This is a genomic window from Streptomyces coeruleofuscus (assembly GCF_039532725.1).
Lineage (GTDB): Bacteria > Actinomycetota > Actinomycetes > Streptomycetales > Streptomycetaceae > Streptomyces > Streptomyces coeruleofuscus.
Map to the genome: position 1 here is coordinate 633,123 of NZ_BAAASE010000002.1, position 19,816 is coordinate 652,938.

The following is a 19,816-nucleotide window of genomic DNA, read 5'->3' on the forward strand; positions in this document are numbered from 1 at the left end:
AGACGTGGCTCAGGCGGACGGGTACGAGCGCTGAAGAAGGACCTTGCCCGCGGCGGCCGCCGCGGAATGATCCACACAGGTCGCGTCGACGATGTAGGCAGTGACCCGCGTGGCGTCGGAGGCGTCGGGGAGCAACACCAGCATGGCCTTCTTCCCCTGATACCTGCCGTTCTCGACAGCGAGGGCCGTGTCTTCGCGCCCGATACCGTCGCGGACGCAGCCGGGCACTGTGGGCGCCCTGAAGACCTTGGGATGGTTGGTGCCGGGAGCTGTCGCCGCGCCGAAGGGAGTGCGGGAACTGCCCTCCTTGCTCTGGTTCTCCGTCAGGAGGTCGGTGACCTGCTTCTCCAGCTTCCCCTCGGAGAAGGTGTCCGCAGGGGCGGTCTGCTGTCCGCCCGCCGTGTCCTGCGGGGGCTTGCCGTCTCCGAGTGACGACAGCAGGACGGAGCCCAGTCCCAGCGCGGCGACGGTGAAGACGGTCCCCAGTACGGCGATCCTCCGGCGCCCGTTCAGCGCGCGGGCCTTGCGGCCCGGGCCGGTGGTGGAAGAGCGGGGACGCCCGGCGGGCCGGTCGGCGGGCGTCGATGTTTCACGTGAAACATGCGCACCGCTGTCGTCCTCGGAAGTGGACCCGGGAGTACTTACCGGCGTGTGGCTCTCTGAGCTCTCCGGCTCGGTGGCGTTCAGCAGCGCCTCGGCGGCGAGGGCGGCATCGATGCGGCCTGCGACATCGGCGGGCATGCGGGGTGGGCCCGGCAGCGTACCGAGCAGCCCGCGGATCTCCTCCAAGGAGGCGTAGACGTCCGCGCAGAGCTCGCACCCGTCCAGGTGCCGGCGTACGTCCGTGCTCCGGGACGGCGGGAGGAGTCCCTCGGCGAGGTCGGAGATCTCCGCGACGTCCGGGTGTCCGGCCATGTCTGTCGTCGACGTCACGCTCGTCCACCTCCGCCCTTCACTGCCGCTGGGTCGCTCGGTCCTGTGTCCGGTGGTTCCGCTTGGTGTGGTCCCGCTGCGGGTGGGACGGCTGGCCCCTGCGTCCGGTTCCGTTCCCCGCCCGGCTTCTTGTTCTCACCGTTGCTGTCCGGCCGTAGATGGGTGAGCAGCGGCTGGAGTCTGGCTCTGCCGCGCGCACATCGGCTCTTCACCGTGCCGGTCGGCACGTCGAGGATGCGTGCCGCCTCCGCGACCGGGTAGCCCTGCATGTCCACCAGGACGAGTGCCGCCCGCTGGTCGGCCGGCAGGGTCCCCAGGGCTTCGATGAGCTGCCGGTGGAGATCGTTGCGCTCGGCAGGCGCCGAAGCCGACTCGTGCGGCTCCAGCAGCTGCTCCAGGCGCTCGGTGTCGTCGACGGGAGAGGTCTTCCGGGAGGCGACCTTGCGGGCGCGGTCCAGGCAGGCATTCACCGTGATCCTGTGCAGCCAGGTCGTGACGGCCGACTGGCCCCGGAAGGTGTGGGCGGCCCGGTAGGCGGAAACGAGGGCGTCCTGCACCGCGTCAGCGGCCTCCTCGCGGTCTCCCAGCGTCCGCAGGGCGACGGCCCAGAGGCGATCGCGGTGCCGCCGCACGATCTCACCGAAGGCGTCGGGGTCGCCCTCGACATGTCGGGCGAGGAGGTCCTGATCACTTGCACTGCTGTGCTCGGCGCGGTCCGCCATCCAACCCCCTGCCCTCTGTCGGTTCTCAGCCCGTGAACTTCACTTCGGTGATGGCCTGCTTATAACCCGGGTTGCTGAAGTTGGCGGGGTCGTCACCGGAGTATGGCAGCGCGGTCAGCCAGACCAGGAGGTAGCGGCTTTTCACCGGTTTGTCGACGGTCACCTTCGCTGAGGTGCTGCTCGTCGTCGCGGTACCGAGCTTCTTCATGGAGCTCAGTGGCGTGGACGAACCGAGGGAGTCGGTCGCGTACAGCTCGATGGTGGTGTGGTCGTTGCCGTACCGCAAGGAGAGGGTCGCGGCCGACACGTCCTGCTCGGACCCGAGGTCGTAGACGATGCCGACACCGGGCTTTATCACCATCTTCGGGCCGTCGAGGTAGCTGTTGGTGCGCCAGCCCGTGGATGTGTTGCCGTCGTAGGTCTTGTTCACGTCCGCGGGGTGCTGGGCGTCGCCCTTGGCGACGTACTCCTCGGCGCCCTTGATGGAGATCGGCTTCGGTGCCGGGCGATTCCTGTTCTTGTCGCCGTCCTGGTTGTTCTGCGTCTGGCCCGGGTCCTCGTTCTTGCCCCCCTGGTCCATGAGCGCGTCCGCGAGCTGCCAGCTGCCGAGGCCCAATGCGGCGATCAGGAGCGCGGACACGGCCCACTTCAGGGCCTTGCCCGTGCGGCTCTGCAACGGGGGCGGCGGAGTCGTGACCGGCTGGGTGGCACCGTGGTGCGAGGCCTGGCGGCCGTACGTGCCCTGCTGGTACGACGTGCGCTGGTACTCGGGCGGGGCGGTGAACGCCGGCTCCGGCGGGCGGATGCGAGGCATCTCGCCGATGGCCTTCACCAGCTCCTCCGGCGTGGTGCACGGCGACTCGTGCCGGGAGGCGGTGGCGCCGTCGTTGACGAGCGCGCGCATGCAGAGTTCGGAGAGACCGCGGTGCACACCGGCACGTACCTGGTCGGGCGCGATCAGGCCGATGTCCTTCGGCAGGCCGGACAGCCCGTAGGCGTCGCTCTCGTACGGCCAGCGCTGGGTGAGCGCCGCGTACAGCAGGGCGCCGATGGCCTCGGTGTCCGTGCGCTGGGGGGTGTCGGACGCGACGCCCCGCAGCGCGGCGTTCACCGCGAGTCCGCGGATGCGCCACTGGCCGGTCGAGGCACGCAGGACGGCGTTGGGGTTCAGCCGCAGATGGGCCAGACCCTCACGATGGGCGGCGGCCATGGCGGAGGAGACCTGGCTGACCATCTGGTAGGCGTCGTACGGCTCCAGCGGACCGGAGGCGAGGAGCGTGGTCAGTTCCGTCGCGTCCGGAAGCCATTCGTGGACGACGTAGACGAGGTCGTTCTCCTCCACCGCGTCCAGCACCTGGACGAAGCGCGGGTCGCCCAAGAGGGCGGAGGAGCGGGCGGCGGCCAGGACGGACCGGGCCCGTGAGTGGTCCGCGGGCAGAATGTGCACGCCGACGGCACGGCGGAGCTTCTCGTCCACGGCACGCCAACTGCTGAAACCGTCCAGACGGGTGACGCACTCCTCGAGGCGGTAGCGTCTGGCGAGTTTGTGACCACTGTGCAGTTCAGGCGGCGAGGACTTCCCGGAACCGTCGGTCCGGGTGCTCTCCTGTACCTCGTCGCTGTCCGTGTCCCGCTCCCGGTTCTTGGCCACCCCGTCGGCCGTGGACTGGTCCGCCTGCGCGGTCAGCGACGCCTCGTCGCTGTTGTCTGCCACGTCGACGGCAGCCGTACTCCGTTCCGCCACCGTCGTTCCTGCCTCCCCATCCATTGCGCGCCGACCGGCATCCGTTGTACGCCGTCCGACGCCGAAACCAATTGTGCCCACAGTCCGCCGCTATGCACGACACGCGGTGGCTGACGATGGTTGTGCGCCTACCCCCTCGACTCAGCGTCCCAGCCGTCCGCGGACCATGCCGACCAGCGAGTTGAGTTCCTCGATGCGCATGCGCCGAGCGGCGACGAAGAAGATCACGAGCAGCACGGCACCACCCGCCAGCACCGCGGCGAGCGAGCCCACGACGCCCTGGCCGAGCGTGCGGCCGATGCCGTAGCAGGCCGCGCCGCTGAGCAGGACCGCCGGGATCGACGCGATGCACAGCCGGGCGTAAGTCCGCAGAACACGGGCGCCGTCGAGGTCCCCGCCCAGCCGCTTGCGCAGCCGACGCCAGGCGACGCCGACGCCGATCGCGTAGGCCAGGCCGTACGAGGCGGCCATGCCGACCACGGCCCAGCGCGACGGGATGACGAAGTAGCAGACCGCCGAGGCGCTCGCGTTGACCGCGGCCACGATGACCGTGTTGTAGAAGGGAGTTCGGGTGTCCTCGTAGGCGTAGAAGGCCCGCAGGACGACGTACTGCACGGAGTACGGAATCAGACCGAGACCGAACGCCATCAGCATGAAGCCCATGTTGGTGGCCTCGCTGGTGCCCGAGGAGCCGAACATCAGCGTGCACATGGGGATGCCGAGCGAGAGGAAGCCGAACGCGATCGGCACGATGGCGACCGCCGTGTTGCGCAGGCCCTGGGAGATGTCGTCGCGCACGGCGCCGCCGTCGCCCTCGGCCGCCGAGCGCGACAGACGCGGCAGCAGGGCGGCCATGAGGGAGACCGTGATGATGGCCTGCGGCAGGCCCCAGATGAGCTGTGCGTTGGCGTAGGCGGAGAAGCCGGTGCCGTCGACGGGCGAGGCCTTGCCCGCCGCGGTGGACAGCCAGACGACGACCATGGCGCCCGCCTGGTTGGCCAGGACGAACAGGACCGTCCACTTGGCGAGCGTGACGGCCTTGCCGAGGCCCTGCCCCTTCCAGTCGAAGCGCAGCCGCAGCCGGAAGCCGGTCTCGCGCAGGTAGGGGATCATCGCCAGCGCCTGGACCACGAGGCCGAGCAGGACGCCGATGCCGAGGAGTCGCTGGCCCTCCGGCGGGATGGTGGTGACCTTCATCCCCGAGTCGGCGGCGGTGCCGTAGACGTAGATGAACATGCCCAGCGTCACGATGATGACGATGTTGTTCAGGACCGGGGTCCACATCATCGCGCCGAACTTCCCGCGGGCGTTGAGGATCTGGCCCATCACCACGTGGACGCCCATGAAGAAGATCGAGGGCAGGAAGTACTGGGCGAAGGTGATGGCGACCTGGTTCGCCGCGGGGTCGCTCGCGATCGAGGGGGACATCATGCGGATCAGGAGCGGCGCGCCGAAGATCCCCAGCGCGGTGAGTGCGCCGAGCGCCACCATGACGAGGGTCAGCAGGCGGTTGGCGTACGCCTCGCCGCCGTCCTCGTCCTCCTTCATGGCGCGGACCAGCTGCGGGACGAAGACGGAGTTGAGACCGCCACCGACCGTGAGGATGTAGAGCATCGTCGGCAGCTGATAGGCGATCTGGAAGGTGTCACCGAGGAAACCGACGCCGATGGCCGACACGATCAGCGCGGAGCGGATGAAGCCGGTGAGGCGGGAGACCATCGTGCCAGCCGCCATCACAGCGCTGGACTTCATCAGGCCCGCGGCACGGCCGCCCTTCTTCGGAGCGGGCGAGGCCGCGGGCTCCGGCGCGTGGGTGTCCTCCACCGCCGGCGTCGCCACGGTCTCGCCAGAAGCCGGGTACTGGCCCGCCGAGTACTGCCCCTGCGCCGCGTACTGTCCCTGCGCCATCTGGCCCGGGGCCGGGGACGGGGACGGGCCGGGGACCGGCGGCGACTCGTAGGAGGGGTGGCCGCTGCCCTGCTGCTGGTCCCGGAAGAGATGCGCGAACGCGTCCGGTTCCTGGCGCGGCTCGCCCGCCTGGGAGACGAGATCGTCCACGCCCACGAACTGGGTGGTCCGCGCGTCGTCGCCGTACGGCAGGTGCCGCGTCGGGCCCTCCGGCTCCGGCGGGGGCGTCTGGGCCCACACCCGCGGGTCGGGCGCGTAGGGCGACTGCGGCGGCTGGGCGTAAAGCTGCTGCTGCGGCTCGTACGTGCCCGGAGGGGGCGGGGGGTGCGCGGCGCGGTCGTAGTGCGCCTCGGCGACCGGGTCCTGGGCGGAGAGGTCCTGTGCCCGGTAGGGATCCTGGGCGTAGGCGTCCTGGAGGTACATGTCCGCGGGCGGCTGCGGCGGCACCTGGCCGTGCTCGGGCTGCGGGCCCTCGGGCCCGCCCGACTCGGGGTAGCCCGAGCTGCCCACGCCACGGCCGTGGTCACCGTCGTACGGCGCGTTCATGGTTACCCCACCTCATCGTCCCGGGCCCACCGGCCACGACTTCTCAACGGTCCACTCTCTCACCCGTGCCGGACGGGTCGGCGCTTTCCGCTGCGGTGTCCGGGGCCGGGTCACTCGGCTGCTGCGGGGCGTCTGCCCGCGAGCCGGCCTCGGACTCGTCCTTGTGACGGTCGCCCGGGGCTTCCGGGTTCTGCGGAGCGGCGACCGGGTTGTCGCCGTCGTCGTCCGTCTCCCCGGCGGCGTCCTCGGCGGCCTCGCGGGCGGCGGCGCGCTTGCGCTGGGTGTACATTCGGAAGCCGGCGAGGACCAGGAGCAGGACGCCGCCGCCGATGACCAGCATCACGGTGGGGGTGACCTCGGTGACCTTCACGTCGAAGGTGACGGGCTCGCCGTACTTCCGGCCGTCCTCCGTGTACAGCTGGGCCTCCACCTTCGCCCGGCCGTTCGCGTTGGCGGACGTGGTGAACTTCACCGACTGGCTGTGCCCGCCGTTCACGGCGACCGGCTGCTCCTCGTAGGCGTTTCCGCCGATCTTGAGTCGCGTCGGGTTCTTCGACGTGAGCCGCAGCTCCAGGTGCTCGACGCCCTGGACCAGGTTGTTCTGGACGGTCACCGGGATCATCGCGCTACGGCCGGAGAGCTTGGTCTCCGACTTCTTGATCAGCTTGACCCCATCGATCAGCCCGCCGAGGTAGGACTCGACGGCGTCGCGGTATCCCACCGCCGCGACGCCCCGGCCACGCCACGACGTGGACATCTCGCGGTTCATGGCGCGCCCGAAGGGGGTGACCACCCGGGACTCGTCGGTGAGGATCACCTTGAAGTTGTCGAGGTCGTCCCGCGTCCTCGCGATCTGCTCGAAGGCGGCTCGCGGCAGTTCCTGCTTGCGCAGCGAAGGGGGATACGCCGAGGCGGGCGGCACCTTCCTGTTGGCCGCCGGGTCCGGCTTGGCCTTGGCGGCGGCCGAGAGGTCCTGCGACTCGGACCAGTTCCCGCCCTGGAGGGTCCCCAGCGCCTCGGCCATCGCCTGCGCCTGGTTCACGGAGGGAGTGCGCTGCGGGGCGACGACGACGCTGCGCTGCTTGCCGGTCTGGAGGCCGAGCGTCAGGCTCTGCGCCAGGAAGCGCTGCACGGCGAGCGTGGACGCCGAGGCCCTCGTCAGGTTGCCCTGGAACGCCGTGGACATCCTGGAGTCCGCGACGACCGCCGTGGTGCCGCCGCCGATGGGCCGGGCCGCGGACGGCGTGTACGACAGATCGTCCTGGAGGCTGTCACTGCGGGCGATCACCTTGTCGGCGCCCGCGGAGGTCGCGACCTTCATGATCGACGGGTCGACGGCGCCGTCCACGGGCCACGCGAAGTCCGTGGACGGTTTCGTGTGGAGGATCGTCGGCACCGTGTTGTCGACGGCGTCGGTGGCCTCCTTGAGGTGGCTCAGCGAGCCCGTGACGGTCGTGCCGTTGTGGGCGAGGGAGGCCAGGTCCGGATCGCCGAACGGCAGGGCGACGACCTCCTTGCCCGCCACCGCCTGCTGGAGCTCGGAGAGCCACTGCTTGGCGACCGCCTGGCTCCGGCCGGAGGTGGTGACACCGTCCTCGCCCCTGACCTCGTAGTTCTTCGTCATCGCGTCGACGGACGCCAGCAGGTCCGGGTCGATCACCCAGGTGATGTCGAGACCCTTGCCCAGCGACACCATCTGGTCGAGGCGGCCGCCCGGGGCGATCTCCTCGGCGAGGTCGTCGTTGCTGAAGACCGGCGTCTGCTGCTCGTTCGACCCCGTCTCGGCCGTCATGTGGACGTCGGAGACGAGCGGCCACAGGAACGTGGTCTTCGTCTTGGTGCCGGCCTCCTCCGGCTGCCACGGCAGGAACGTGCGCTGGACGCCGAGAACCTGGTCCCAGGGCTGCGCGGCGGTCTCACCGGAGAGCGCGACGGCCAGTTGGTAGACACCGTCCTGGCCGAGGTCCAGCTCATCCACCGGCACGGAGATGTTGAAGGGCTCCGCGACGCCGGGAGTGAGATTGGAGAACTTCTCGGTGTACTTGCCGCCGACGGCCTTGCCTGTGGGGCCCTGCACGTCGTCGCTCTTCTTGGCGAGGGCGTCGATGGAGGAGCGAGTGTCGAGCGAGGGCCCCACCCGCAGGTCGACGTGGGCGTCGGTGACCGGCTGCTTGCCGTTGTTGGTCACCGTGCCCGTCACGCTCACCGTGTCGCCCTCGGTGGGGGCGCTGGGGGTGAGGGAGTCGACAGCGACGGATACCGAGCCCGCGCCGGAGGCAGCCTGCGCGGACTCCTGCCCGGACGCGTCCGCCGGCGTCGCGGCGGGCAGCTGGAGGAGTCCGGCCAGTAGGGGCGCACCGGCGAGCAGTGCCCCGGTGCGCCGCAGCCACCGGCGGGCAGGTGAGGCACTGGTCCCCTGGAAGTCTGCCGCCTCGGCCACGCGCTCGCCCGTCCCTCGTCGTCGTCAGTGGTCGTCGGAATGTGCGTCCACGCATGGTAACGATGTGCGCTGAGGGGAAGTGCCGCGGTCCGTTCCACAAGATCGCTGCCCGACGCCGTGTTGCCCGGAATGTCGCCGTATGGCGGACAGTGGTTGTCTACAGGGCAAGGGCATCCCTTGTGCGTGTATGACGGACCTTTCTGCACGCCGAATAGGGGGAGCTCGGGGGCGCCCGGGCCACGTACCCTCTTCTGTTGTGCCGAACGCCAACGAAGAAACGCCCAGTGCCCTGAGCCAGGTGCAGAACCGCGCGGTGAGTGAACTGCTGCGGGTCGCTCCTGTCGCCGACGACCTTGCCCGCCGCTTCCAGGAGGCCGGGTTCTCACTTGCCCTGGTCGGCGGCTCGGTCCGGGACGCGCTGCTGGGCCGGCTCGGCAATGACCTGGACTTCACGACCGACGCCCGCCCTCAGGACGTACTCAAGATCATGCGCCCGTGGGCGGACGCCCTCTGGGAGGTCGGGATCGCCTTCGGCACGGTCGGGGCGCAGAAGAACGCCCGCGTCGGAGACGTTGATCGACCGTTTCAGATCGAGGTGACCACCTACCGGTCGGAGGCGTACGACCGGACCTCGCGCAAGCCCGAGGTGTCGTACGGCGACTCCATCGAGGAGGACCTCGTCCGCCGCGACTTCACGGTGAACGCGATGGCCGTCGCGCTGCCGGAGAAGGAGTTCATCGATCCGTACGGCGGGCTGGAAGACCTCGCGTCGCGTGTGCTGCGCACTCCTGGCACCCCGGAAGAGTCCTTCTCGGACGACCCGCTCCGAATGATGCGGGCCGCCCGCTTCGCGGCTCAGCTCGACTTTGAGGTCGCCCCTGAGGTGGTCGCGGCGATGAGCGAGATGTCCGGGCGTATCGAGATCGTCTCGGCCGAGCGGGTGCGGGACGAGCTGAACAAGCTGATCCTGTCGCCATACCCGCGCAAGGGCCTGTCGCTGCTCGTCGAGACGGGCCTCGCCGACCGCGTGCTGCCCGAGCTGCCGGCCCTGCGCCTGGAGCGTGACGAGCACCACCGGCACAAGGACGTCTACGACCACACGCTGATCGTCCTTGAGCAGGCGATGGCGCTGGAGGACGACGGTCCCGACCTGACCCTCCGCCTGGCCGCCCTGCTGCATGACATCGGCAAGCCCCGCACACGTCGCTTTGAGAAGGACGGCCGGGTCTCGTTCCATCACCACGAGGTGGTCGGGGCGAAGATGACCAAGAAGCGCATGACGGCGCTGAAGTACTCCAACGAGCTGGTGAAGGACGTCTCACGTCTGGTCGAACTCCACCTGCGCTTCCACGGCTACGGCACCGGCGAATGGACGGACTCGGCGGTCCGCCGCTACGTCCGTGACGCCGGCCCGCTCCTCGACCGCCTCCACAAGCTGACCCGCTCGGACTGCACCACGCGCAACAAGCGCAAGGCGGCTGCCCTGTCGCGTGCGTACGACGGTCTGGAGGAGCGGATCGCCAAGCTTCAGGAGCAGGAGGAGCTGGACTCGATCCGCCCCGACCTCGACGGTAACCAGATCATGGAAATCCTCGGTGTCGGTCCCGGTCCGGCCATCGGCCGCGCGTACAAGCACATGCTGGAACTGCGGCTGGAGAACGGGCCGATGGAGCACGACTCCGCGGTGGCCGCGCTCAAGGAATGGTGGGCCGGGCAGGAGGGCTGAGGCTGTGAAACGGGGTCATGTTTCACGTGAAACATGACCCCGAGGGACGGGCCGAGGGGCGGTGTTTCACGTGAAACACCGCCCCTCGCTGTGTCTGCCTTACTTCTTGTCCTTCAGGCAGAGCAGGAAGTCCTTGCCGTCACCGCTCTCGGTGTACACGTACTGGAAGCCCTTGGCTTCCGCCTCGCACTTGCTGGAGGCCAGGGTGTCCGTGAGGAACTTGCCCTCGATCTTGGCCAGCACCTCGAACTGAGCCTTCGCGTCGCTGCACTCGACGACCTCGAGGTCCGGGTTGTTGTCGTTGGTGCTGCCGCGGTGCATGCAGTCGCCGACGGCCGCCGTCTTGGCGTCGTCCCGGCTGGCTATGTAGCCGCCGATGGCGATGCTCGCCACCGCGATGACGATGGCGATGTTCTTGATGGTCTTGAAGCTGAGCTTGCGGCCGGTCGGCTGCGGCGGAACCGGCGCGTACGGAGCCGCTCCCTGGGGCGGGAAGCCAGGCTGGCCGGGCTGCTGGGGGTAGCCCCCCTGCGGCGGGTACGGAGCCTGGGGCTGACCCGCGGGCTGGCCCTGCGCGAACGGGTTGCCCTGGGGCGGCGGAGTAGTCACTTGGGTGTCCCCCTTGAACATGGGTGAATGACGCGAACATGTCGCGAGATAAGACCCACGTAAGTTATCGGTCCCCACTGACACCGCAGTAGTCAGATGTGGCTCTGTGTCATTGATGTGACACTTACTGGCGGCCAAACCGGCCCATAGCTACAGCTACTGCCGCGTAGATAACGGCGATCGTGATCACCAGAGGCACGGATCGGCCGTCCGGCGGCAACATCAGGGCGGCGACGGCGGCGGCTCCGACGAAAGCGACGTTGAAAAGGACGTCGTAGACCGAGAAGATCCGGCCACGGAAGCCGTCCTCGACGGAGGACTGGACGATCGTGTCCGTGGAGATCTTCGCCCCCTGGGTGATCAGACCCAGGACGAAGGCCGCGGCCAGCAGAGGGGCAGTGGCGAACGGCAGTCCCAGAGCGGGCTCCAGGAGCGCGGCGGCCCCCGCGCACACGACGATCCAGCGGCCCGGCCCGAGCCGGCCGGCGGTCCAGGGCGTCACCACGGCCGCCGCGAAGAAGCCGGCGCCGGAGACACCCAACGCCAGCCCCAGCAGGGCGAGTCCGTCGTCCGTGGTCGTGGTGAGCGCGTACCGGCAGAGCATCAGCAGCATCACCAGCAGGGCGCCGTAGCAGAAGCGCATCAGGGCCATCGCCACGAGCGCCCAGGCCGCTTCCCGGCGCTGCGGCGCGGCCAGGTGACGTACCCCCGCCACCAGGTCGCGAGCGGTGCCTCTGAGAGCCGTACCGATCCGCTCGCCCACCAAGGTCCGGTCGGGGCCCAGGAGTTCACGCGCCATGCTGAGCGACGCCAGGGCGGCGCACAGATACAGCCCGGCTCCCACGAGCACCACGGCGGCATCGGAGTCCGCCACGAACAGACGAACGGCGAAGGCGACACCGCCGCCCACGGTCGCCGCCAGCGTCCCGGCAGTCGGGGACAGGGAGTTGGCGAGGACGAGGCGCTCGGCGTCGACCACACGGGGCAGCGCGGCGGACAGGCCGGAGAGGACGAAACGGTTGACGGCGGTGACGCACAGGGCGGAGACGTAGAAGAGCCAGTCCGGAGCCGGACTGAGTATCAGCAGAGCCGTGGCGGCAGCCAGCAGGGCGCGCAGCAGGCTGCCGTACAGCAGGACCTGGCGGCGCCGCCAGCGGTCCAGCAGGACACCGGCGAAGGGGCCGACGAGGGAGTACGGGAGCAGCAGCACCGCCATGGCGGAGGCGACCGCGGCTGCCGAGGTCTGTTTCTCCGGGGAGAAGACCACGTACGCGGCGAGCGAGACCTGGTAGACGCCGTCAGCGCCCTGGGAGAGCAGGCGCACGCCGAGCAGGCGCCTGAAGCCCTGGAAACGCAACAGGACACGCAGGTCACGGACGACGGCCATGGGGCACAGCCTCACATACGGAGAGGGTCCCCGGGTCGTACGACCCGGGGACCCTCACAGCCCTGGCAGGAGCGACTGGTTGCGGCGCCTCAGCGCTCGACCTCACCCTTGATGAACTTCTCGACGTTCTCGCGGGCCTCGTCGTCGTAGTACTGGACGGGCGGGGACTTCATGAAGTAGCTCGACGCGGAGAGCACGGGGCCGCCGATGCCGCGGTCCTTGGCGATCTTCGCGGCGCGCAGGGCGTCGATGATGACGCCGGCGGAGTTCGGGGAGTCCCAGACCTCGAGCTTGTACTCCAGGTTCAGCGGGACGTCACCGAACGCGCGGCCCTCCAGGCGGACGTAGGCCCACTTGCGGTCGTCGAGCCAGGCCACGTAGTCGGACGGGCCGATGTGGACGTTGTCCGCGCCCATGTCGCGGTCGCGGATCTGGGAGGTGACGGCCTGCGTCTTGGAGATCTTCTTGGACTCCAGGCGGTCGCGCTCCAGCATGTTCTTGAAGTCCATGTTGCCGCCGACGTTCAGCTGCATCGTGCGGTCCAGGACGACGCCCCGGTCCTCGAACAGTTTCGCCATGACGCGGTGCGTGATGGTGGCGCCGACCTGGGACTTGATGTCGTCGCCGACGATCGGGACGCCCGCCGCGGTGAACTTGTCCGCCCACTCCTTGGTGCCGGCGATGAAGACCGGCAGGGCGTTGACGAAGGCGACCTTGGCGTCGATGGCGCACTGGGCGTAGAACTTCGCCGCGTCCTCGGAGCCGACGGGCAGGTAGCAGACGAGGACGTCGACCTGCTTGTCCTTGAGGACCTGGACGACGTCGACCGGCTCCTCGGCGGACTCCTCGATGGTCTCGCGGTAGTACTTGCCGAGGCCGTCGAGGGTGTGGCCGCGCTGCACCGTCACGCCGGTGCTGGGTACGTCGCAGATCTTGATGGTGTTGTTCTCGGAGGCGCCGATGGCGTCCGCCAGGTCGAGACCGACCTTCTTGGCGTCCACGTCGAACGCGGCGACGAACTCGACGTCGCTGACGTGGTAGTCGCCGAACTGGACGTGCATCAGGCCCGGCACCTTGGACGCCGGGTCGGCGTCCTTGTAGTACTCGACTCCCTGCACCAGCGATGCGGCGCAGTTGCCCACACCGACGATGGCTACGCGAACCGAACCCATTCCGGTTGCTCCCTGTGTGTACGAGTGAGGCCCTTCAACGGGCTCTCACGTGGCGGTGTCGTCAGGCGTATCCGGACGGGGGTCGTCCCCCGGCCGGGGCAGGCCGCCCGACGCTCCAGATGTGGTGTCACGCGAACCGGGCTCCCCGGAGGCCGGACCTTTCAGGTCCCGCCCCGCCCGCTCGCTCTCGATGAGCTCGTTCAGCCAGCGCACTTCGCGCTCCACGGACTCCATCCCGTGGCGCTGGAGCTCAAGCGTGTAGTCGTCGAGGCGCTCCCGGGTCCGGGCCAGGGAGAGGCGCATCTTCTCCAGACGCTCCTCCAGCCGGCTGCGGCGGCCCTCCAGCACGCGCATGCGCACATCGCGTGAGGTTTGCCCGAAGAAAGCGAAACGGGCGGCGAATGTCTCGTCCTCGTACGCGTCGGGCCCGGTCTGTGAGAGCAGCTGCTCGAAGTGCTCCTTGCCCTCCGCCGTCAACCGGTAGACGATCTTGGCGCGGCGGCCGGTGAGGGGAGCGGCCTCGGCGTCGTTCCCCGGCTCCTCGATCAGCCAGCCGTTGGCGACCAGCGTCTTGAGGCAGGGGTAGAGCGTCCCGTAGCTGAACGCACGGAACACACCCAGTGACGTGTTGAGTCGTTTGCGCAGCTCATAGCCGTGCATCGGAGATTCGCGGAGCAGGCCGAGTACGGCGAACTCGAGGATCCCGGAACGCCGGCTCATCGTCGCCTCCTCTCTGCCGCGGTACCCGATGTCCCGGGCTGATGTCTCGGTCCGGGGGTCTCGGACTGGTATGCCAACCCGATGTGTCGGACCGATGTGTCGCGCTGATGTATCGACTCGATACATCACGACGATAGAACGGCCTTCCGGATGCGACAAGAGGGGGTGAGGTGAACGGGATCACACCACCGATTCATCGGACGCGAGTGCCTGATTTGAGGTGAGGTTCAGTCCTCGGCAGGTTTTGGCGGTGCGTAGTCTGTGCGCCATGCACATCACCGGGAACCAAGTGACGCCTGAGAGCGTCGTCGTCTTCGGTGTAGTACGGGTGCATGCGGGACCGATGAATGCGGGGCCGACCGCATCCGTACTTCGGGGGGACCGGAAACCAGCCGCCGTTTCCAGGCGCGCAAGGGTGCGCCTGCCCGAGGAGTAGTCGTTCGATGAGCGAGCACCGTCGCAAACCGCCGCAGCCGCAGGGAGGCGGACGTGCCGCGGCCCGACGCGGCCAGTCCGGCTCGTCCCCCGGCCGCCGCGCGGCCCCGCGAGGCGCCACCGGGTCTCCGTCCGACTCCTATGGGTCGGGCTCCTATGACGCGGGGGGTGAGGAGCGTGCGTACGGCGGCCGTGCCGAGGCCCGTCGTGCGGCGCAGAGAAGTACCGGAGGCGGCCGCCGCAGAGCGGCCGAACCGGGCCGTGGTGGCCGACGCGCCGCTCCCGGCGGGCCGGCCGGGCCCGGGCGAGGCAGGGGCCGTGCGGCTGCCTTCCCCGACAAGAAGCGGCTGATCGACTATCCGCGGGCCGGCAAGTACGGCTGGCAGCGCTGGATGCCGTCCTGGAAGCTCGTCTCCGGTCTGTGTATCGGCTTCTTCGGCAGCCTGGTGGCCGTGGCGGGCATCGGGTACGCCATGGTGGGCGTCCCCAACGAGGAGAACGCGGCGGCCCTGTCGCAGAACAACGTCTACTACTGGTCGAACGGCAAGCAGATGGTCGCGACGGGCAGCGGCCAGAACCGGCAGAACGTCACGATCGACAAGATCCCCAAGGCCATGCAGCAGGCGGTGATCTCCGCCGAGAACAAGACCTTCTACGACGACTCGGGCGTCGACCCGATGGGCATCGCCCGGGCCCTGGCGAACATGGCCCGGGGCGGCGACACCCAGGGCGGCTCGACGATCACGCAGCAGTTCGTCAAGAACACCTACCTGAGCCAGGAACAGACGGTCACCCGTAAGTTCAAGGAGATGTTCATCTCGATCAAGGTGGGCACGAAGCTCACCAAGGACGAGATCCTCCGGGGGTACCTCAACACCTCGTACTACGGCCGTGGCGCCTACGGCATCCAGGCCGCCGCTCAGACCTACTACGGCAAGGACGCGGAGAAACTCGAGCCGAGCGAGTGCGCCTTCCTCGCCGCGCTGCTCAAGGGCCCGACGTACTACGACCCGGCGGGCAACGCGAGCCTCGACCCCGCAGCATCGAAAAAGGCCAACACCAAGCGGTCCAAAGAGCGCTGGGGCTGGATCCTGCAGCAGATGCACAACGACAAGAAGCTCACGGACGCCCAGTACCAGGAGGCGATCAAGGAGTACCCCATGCCCCAGGGCCGCAAGGCGACCAAGGGCATGAGCGGCCAGATCAGCTACCTGGTGGACACGGCCAAGAAGTACGTCCTGAACAACTCCGACATCACGGAGAAGCAGTTCGACCAGGGCGGCTACCAGATCAAGACGACCTTCGAGAAGAGCAAGGTCGAGGCCCTGGCCAAGGCCGTGAAGAAGGTCGAGCAGGACAAACTGGACCCGGAGAATCGTGAGCTGGACAAGCACGTCCAGTTCGGCGCGGCGTCGGTGAAGCCCAAGGACGGCGCGATCGTCGCGCTCTACGGTGGCGCGGGTTACGAGAAGGGCCACTTCAACAACAACGCGGACACCTCGGGTGTCCCCGTCGGATCGACGTGGAAGCCGTTCGTACTCGCCGCCGCCATGGAGCACGGCACCTACCGGAGCGACGGTCCTCTCTCGCCGCTCAGCAAGTACAACGGCAACGACGACCTGAAGGTCAGGAAGCCGGACGGCTCCTATTACCTGCGCAAGGACAACTCGACTTTCCGTCAGCAGAACGAGAGTGACTACCCGTGGGGCTACATCACCTTGCGCAAGGCGATGGAGCAGTCTGTCAACACGCCGTTCGTGCAGCTCGGCGTGGATGTGGGCATGGCCCGGGTGCGGGAGGTCGCCAAGCGGTCCGGGATCCTGGACCAGAGCATGGTGCAGGAGCTCAATCCGTCGTTCGCGCTCGGTACGTCGACTCCCAGCGCGATCCGTATGGCCGACGCCTACGCGACGTTCGCCGCCGCCGGCAAGCAGGCCGCCCCGTACTCGGTGACCAGCGTCAAGTTCAATGGCCAGGAAGTCGAAGGCTTCGACAAGCCGCGCATCACGCAGGCGATGCCCGAGAATGTGGCGAACAACGTCACGGCCACTCTGGAGAACGTCATCCAGAACGGTACGGGTAAGAAGGCCCTGGCCCTGGGCCGTACGGCGGCCGGCAAGACCGGTACGACGGACGAGAACAAGTCCGCCTGGTTCGTCGGCTACACCAAGCAGCTGTCGACCTCGATCGCGATGTTCCGTGAGGATCCCAAGAGCGCCAAGCTGCTCTCCATGAACGGCACGGCGGGTGAGAAGTCCATCCACGGTGGTGACACCCCCACCGAGGTGTGGACCGAGTACATGAAGGCCGCGCTGGACGGCGAGCCCGACCCCGGCTTCCCGGAGGCCGAGAAGATCGGCGAGATCCAGGACGCATTGGGTGCTCCGTCGCCGACCCCGACCCCGAGCATCACCCCCAGCGAAACCCCGTCCTCGTCGCCGAGCGCGACGCCCAGCGAGACCCCGACGCTTCCGTCGCCCTCGCCGAGTGACACCTGTGGGTTCTTCGGCTGCGAGGACGACGGCGGTACGGAGAACGGCGGCGGTACAGGCGGAGACGTGTCGCCCTCGCCCTCGCCGAGCGATACTAGCCAGGACGGCGGCAACACCAGGGGCAACGGCAACGGCGGCTTCTTCGGAGGCCCCGAGGGATAGCCGACCGATCGCCCGGCTTGGGTGTTTCACGTGAAACGCGAAGGTGTTTCACGTGAAACAGGGGCCGCCGCACCTACCCGGTGCGGCGGCCCTCGGCGTATGGACAGACGCGTACGGCAGGATGTGCGGCATGGCCAGTGCAGAATCGACGCAAGCGAGCGTCCACGAGCCGGACCCGGTGCGGCCGACCCACGAGGACGAGGTCGCCGCGGCCGGCAGCGAGCTGATCGGCGGCCCGCTCGGGCGGCGTGCCCTGCTCGGGGCGTCCTGGTGGACTCCCGTGCGGGTGATCGCGCTGGTGGCGATCGGCATGTTCGCCCTAGGCCTGGTACAGAAGGCGCCCTGCTACAACGGCGCCTGGTTCTTCGGAGCCAGCTCCCAGTACACGCACGCGTGTTACTCGGACATCCCGCACCTCTACCAGGGGCGTGGCTTCGCCGACGGGCTCGTGCCGTACTTCGACAAGCTCCCCGGCGACATGCAGTACCTGGAGTACCCGGTGCTCACCGGCGTCTTCATGGAGGTCGCCTCCTGGCTCACGCCCGGCAGCGGCACCATCCAGGACCAGGAGCAGTGGTACTGGATGGTCAACGCCGGAATGCTGATGGCGTGCGCGGCGGTCATCGCCGTGTGCGTGACCCGCACGCATGCCCGGCGTCCCTGGGACGGTCTGCTCGTCGCCCTCGCGCCAGCCGCCGCGCTGACGGCGACCATCAACTGGGACCTGCTGGCGGTGGCCCTCACGGCCGCGGCGATGCTGATGTGGTCGCGTGGCCGCTCCCTCGCCTTCGGCGTCCTGCTGGGACTCGCCACGGCCGCCAAGCTCTATCCCTTCCTGATCCTCGGGCCGCTGCTGGTGCTGTGCTGGCGCGCGGGCAAGTGGCGTGAGTTCGGGGCGGCTGTGGGCGGTGCGATCGTCGCCTGGGTCGTCGTGAACGGGCCGGTGATGCTCTTCGCGTTCGAGGGCTGGTCGAAGTTCTACACGTTCAGCCAGGAACGGGGCGTCGACTTCGGCTCCTTCTGGCTGATCATGGCCCAGAACTCGGACGACCCGCTCAGCACCGACACCGTCAACACGCTCGCCACGCTGCTGATGCTGGTGTGCTGCGCGGGTGTCGCGGTGCTCGCGCTGACCGCTCCGCGCCGCCCGCGGTTCGCCCAGCTCGCTTTCCTGATCGTCGCGGCGTTCATCCTCACCAACAAGGTCTACTCGCCGCAGTACGTCCTGTGGCTGGTGCCCCTGGCCGCCCTGGCCCGGCCGAAGTGGCGGGACTTCCTGATCTGGCAGGTCTGCGAGGTGGCGTACTTCCTGGGGATCTGGATGTACCTCGCGTACACGACCAGCGGAGACGCACATAAGGGGCTGCCCACCGACGGGTACCACTGGGCCATCGGCCTGCACCTGCTGGGCACGCTGTACCTGTGCGTCATGGTCGTGCGCGACATCTTCATGCCGGACCGGGACCCGGTGCGCCGGTCCGGGGACGACGATCCCTCGGGCGGAGTGCTCGACGGCGCTCAGGACGTCTTCGTACTCGGCCCTGCGGCCCGACCCGCCCGGCACGCGGCCGCTCAGTTCGAGGGGCCGCAGGTCGAATGGGGCAGGCGGGGCGCCACGGGCGGTTCGCTCTGAGCGAACGATGCGAAAGGCCGTACACGGTTACCGTGTACGGCCTTTTTGCTGTGCCGACTGTGCTTGCTGTGCCGGGCCCGTCGGTGCGAACGCCGGTCAGCGGTCCATGAGCCGGTCGAACTGCGTGGTGGTGTGCCGCAGATGGGCCACCAGCTCCTCGCCGACCTTCGGCTCCGGGGCGTCCGCGGGCACGAACAGGATCGACACCTGCATGTGCGGCGGCTCGGCGAACCAGCGCTGCTTGCCGCCCCAGACGAACGGAGAAAGGTTCCGGTTGACCGTCGCGAGGCCGGCCCGGGCGACGCCCTTGGCGCGCGGCATGACGCCGTGCAGCGCCTTGGGGGCCTCCAGGCCCACCCCGTGCGACGTACCGCCCGCCACGACCACCAGGAAGCCGTCGGAGGCCGCCTTCTGCTGCCGGTAGCCGAAGCGCTCGCCCTTGGCCACGCGCGTGACGTCCAGGACCGCGCCGCGGTACTCGGTGGCCTCGTGGTCCCCCAGCCACAGCCGCGTGCCGATGCGGGCGCGGAACCGCGTCTGCGGGAACTGCTGCTGGAGACGGATGAGTTCCTCGGCCTTGAGGTGGCTGACGAACATGGTGTGCAGAGGCAGCCGGGCGGCGCGCAGCCGGTCCATCCAGCCGATGACCTCCTCGACCGCGTCCGAGCCGTCGGTGCGGTCCAGCGGCAGGTGGATCGCGAAGCCTTCCAGACGGATGTTCTCGATGGCGGCGTGCAGCTGGGACAGATCCTGCTCGCCGATGCCGTGCCGCTTCATCGAGGACATCACCTCGATCACCACACGGGCGCCGACGAGGCCGTACACGCCGTCTATCGACGACACCGAGCGGATGACCCGGTCCGGCAGGGGCACGGGCTCCTCGCCGCGCCGGTACGGCGTCAGCACCAGCAGGTCACCGCCGAACCAGTCCTTGATCCGGGCGGCCTCGTACGTCGTGCCGACGGCGAGGACGTCCGAGCCCAGCCGCGTGGCCTCCTCAGCCAGCCGCTCGTGCCCGAAGCCGTAGCCGTTGCCCTTGCAGACCGGCACGAGGCCGGGGAACTGCTCCTGCACGTGCTTGTGGTGCGCCCGCCAGCGCGCGGTGTCGACGTAGAGCGTGAGCGCCATGGCCGGACCTGGAACCTTTCTGGTGGTTGCCGTGTATCAGAGGTATGGAAGCACTGAAC

At 68.9% G+C, this 19,816-nt stretch carries 13 protein-coding genes; 3 read left to right on the plus strand and 10 right to left on the minus strand.

Annotation, left to right across the window (positions count from 1 at the left end):
• Positions 1–9: 9 nt before the first annotated feature.
• The 5 genes from ABFX81_RS10000 to ABFX81_RS10020 all read right to left on the minus strand — a co-directional run bounded on the left by ABFX81_RS10000 (position 10) and on the right by ABFX81_RS10020 (position 8,293).
• On the minus strand, positions 10–933 hold the full coding sequence (locus tag ABFX81_RS10000) for an anti-sigma factor (protein ID WP_086846478.1): 924 nt from the start codon (positions 931–933) through the stop codon (positions 10–12).
• Entirely contained in the window at positions 930–1,655 is a 726-nt protein-coding gene (sigM, locus tag ABFX81_RS10005) for an RNA polymerase sigma factor SigM (RefSeq protein ID WP_086846480.1), read from the minus strand. The genes ABFX81_RS10000 and sigM overlap by 4 nt, the downstream gene beginning before the upstream one ends.
• A 25-nt stretch (positions 1,656–1,680) precedes the next feature.
• Positions 1,681–3,399 (minus strand): protein kinase family protein, encoded by a 1,719-nt coding sequence (locus ABFX81_RS10010; RefSeq protein WP_086846482.1) that lies wholly within the window; start codon positions 3,397–3,399, stop codon positions 1,681–1,683.
• Positions 3,400–3,540: 141 nt separating this feature from the next.
• Positions 3,541–5,853, minus strand: a complete 2,313-nt coding sequence (gene murJ / locus ABFX81_RS10015; protein ID WP_086846484.1) for a murein biosynthesis integral membrane protein MurJ — start codon at positions 5,851–5,853, stop codon at positions 3,541–3,543.
• A gap of 43 nt (positions 5,854–5,896) precedes the next feature.
• The gene (locus ABFX81_RS10020; RefSeq protein ID WP_086846486.1) at positions 5,897–8,293 is read right to left on the minus strand and encodes a DUF6049 family protein; all 2,397 of its coding nucleotides are present in this window, start codon (positions 8,291–8,293) and stop codon (positions 5,897–5,899) included.
• A gap of 256 nt (positions 8,294–8,549) precedes the next feature.
• Here ABFX81_RS10020 and ABFX81_RS10025 point away from each other — a divergent pair, with 256 nt between their 5' ends.
• Positions 8,550–10,019 carry a CCA tRNA nucleotidyltransferase gene (locus tag ABFX81_RS10025; RefSeq protein WP_086846489.1) on the plus strand — a complete coding sequence of 490 codons (1,470 nt, stop codon included), beginning with the start codon at positions 8,550–8,552 and terminating at the stop codon, positions 10,017–10,019.
• 99 nt (positions 10,020–10,118) lie between these two features.
• Here ABFX81_RS10025 and ABFX81_RS10030 read toward each other — a convergent pair whose 3' ends face one another.
• The 4 genes from ABFX81_RS10030 to ABFX81_RS10045 form a co-directional block, all read right to left on the minus strand.
• On the minus strand, positions 10,119–10,628 hold the full coding sequence (locus tag ABFX81_RS10030) for a DUF1720 domain-containing protein (RefSeq protein WP_086846491.1): 510 nt from the start codon (positions 10,626–10,628) through the stop codon (positions 10,119–10,121).
• Positions 10,629–10,752: 124 nt separating this feature from the next.
• The gene (locus ABFX81_RS10035) at positions 10,753–12,015 is read right to left on the minus strand and encodes an MFS transporter (RefSeq protein WP_086846493.1); all 1,263 of its coding nucleotides are present in this window, start codon (positions 12,013–12,015) and stop codon (positions 10,753–10,755) included.
• A gap of 89 nt (positions 12,016–12,104) precedes the next feature.
• Positions 12,105–13,187, minus strand: coding sequence for an inositol-3-phosphate synthase (locus ABFX81_RS10040; RefSeq protein WP_086846495.1), 1,083 nt, complete (start codon positions 13,185–13,187; stop codon positions 12,105–12,107).
• Between the two features lie 45 nt (positions 13,188–13,232).
• On the minus strand, positions 13,233–13,907 hold the full coding sequence (locus tag ABFX81_RS10045; RefSeq protein WP_086846496.1) for a helix-turn-helix transcriptional regulator: 675 nt from the start codon (positions 13,905–13,907) through the stop codon (positions 13,233–13,235).
• A 443-nt stretch (positions 13,908–14,350) separates the two neighbouring features.
• On the opposite strand from ABFX81_RS10045, the gene ABFX81_RS10050 reads away from it, so the two are divergent.
• Both ABFX81_RS10050 and ABFX81_RS10055 read left to right on the plus strand, forming a co-directional pair.
• The gene (locus ABFX81_RS10050) at positions 14,351–16,996 is read left to right on the plus strand and encodes a transglycosylase domain-containing protein (RefSeq protein WP_346137921.1); all 2,646 of its coding nucleotides are present in this window, start codon (positions 14,351–14,353) and stop codon (positions 16,994–16,996) included.
• 121 nt (positions 16,997–17,117) lie between these two features.
• Positions 17,118–18,629, plus strand: a complete 1,512-nt coding sequence (locus ABFX81_RS10055) for a glycosyltransferase 87 family protein (RefSeq protein WP_086846500.1) — start codon at positions 17,118–17,120, stop codon at positions 18,627–18,629.
• A gap of 96 nt (positions 18,630–18,725) precedes the next feature.
• On the opposite strand, the gene ABFX81_RS10060 is transcribed toward ABFX81_RS10055, so the two are convergent.
• Positions 18,726–19,757 carry an alanine racemase gene (locus tag ABFX81_RS10060; protein WP_086846502.1) on the minus strand — a complete coding sequence of 344 codons (1,032 nt, stop codon included), beginning with the start codon at positions 19,755–19,757 and terminating at the stop codon, positions 18,726–18,728.
• Between the last annotated feature and the right edge of the window lie 59 nt (positions 19,758–19,816).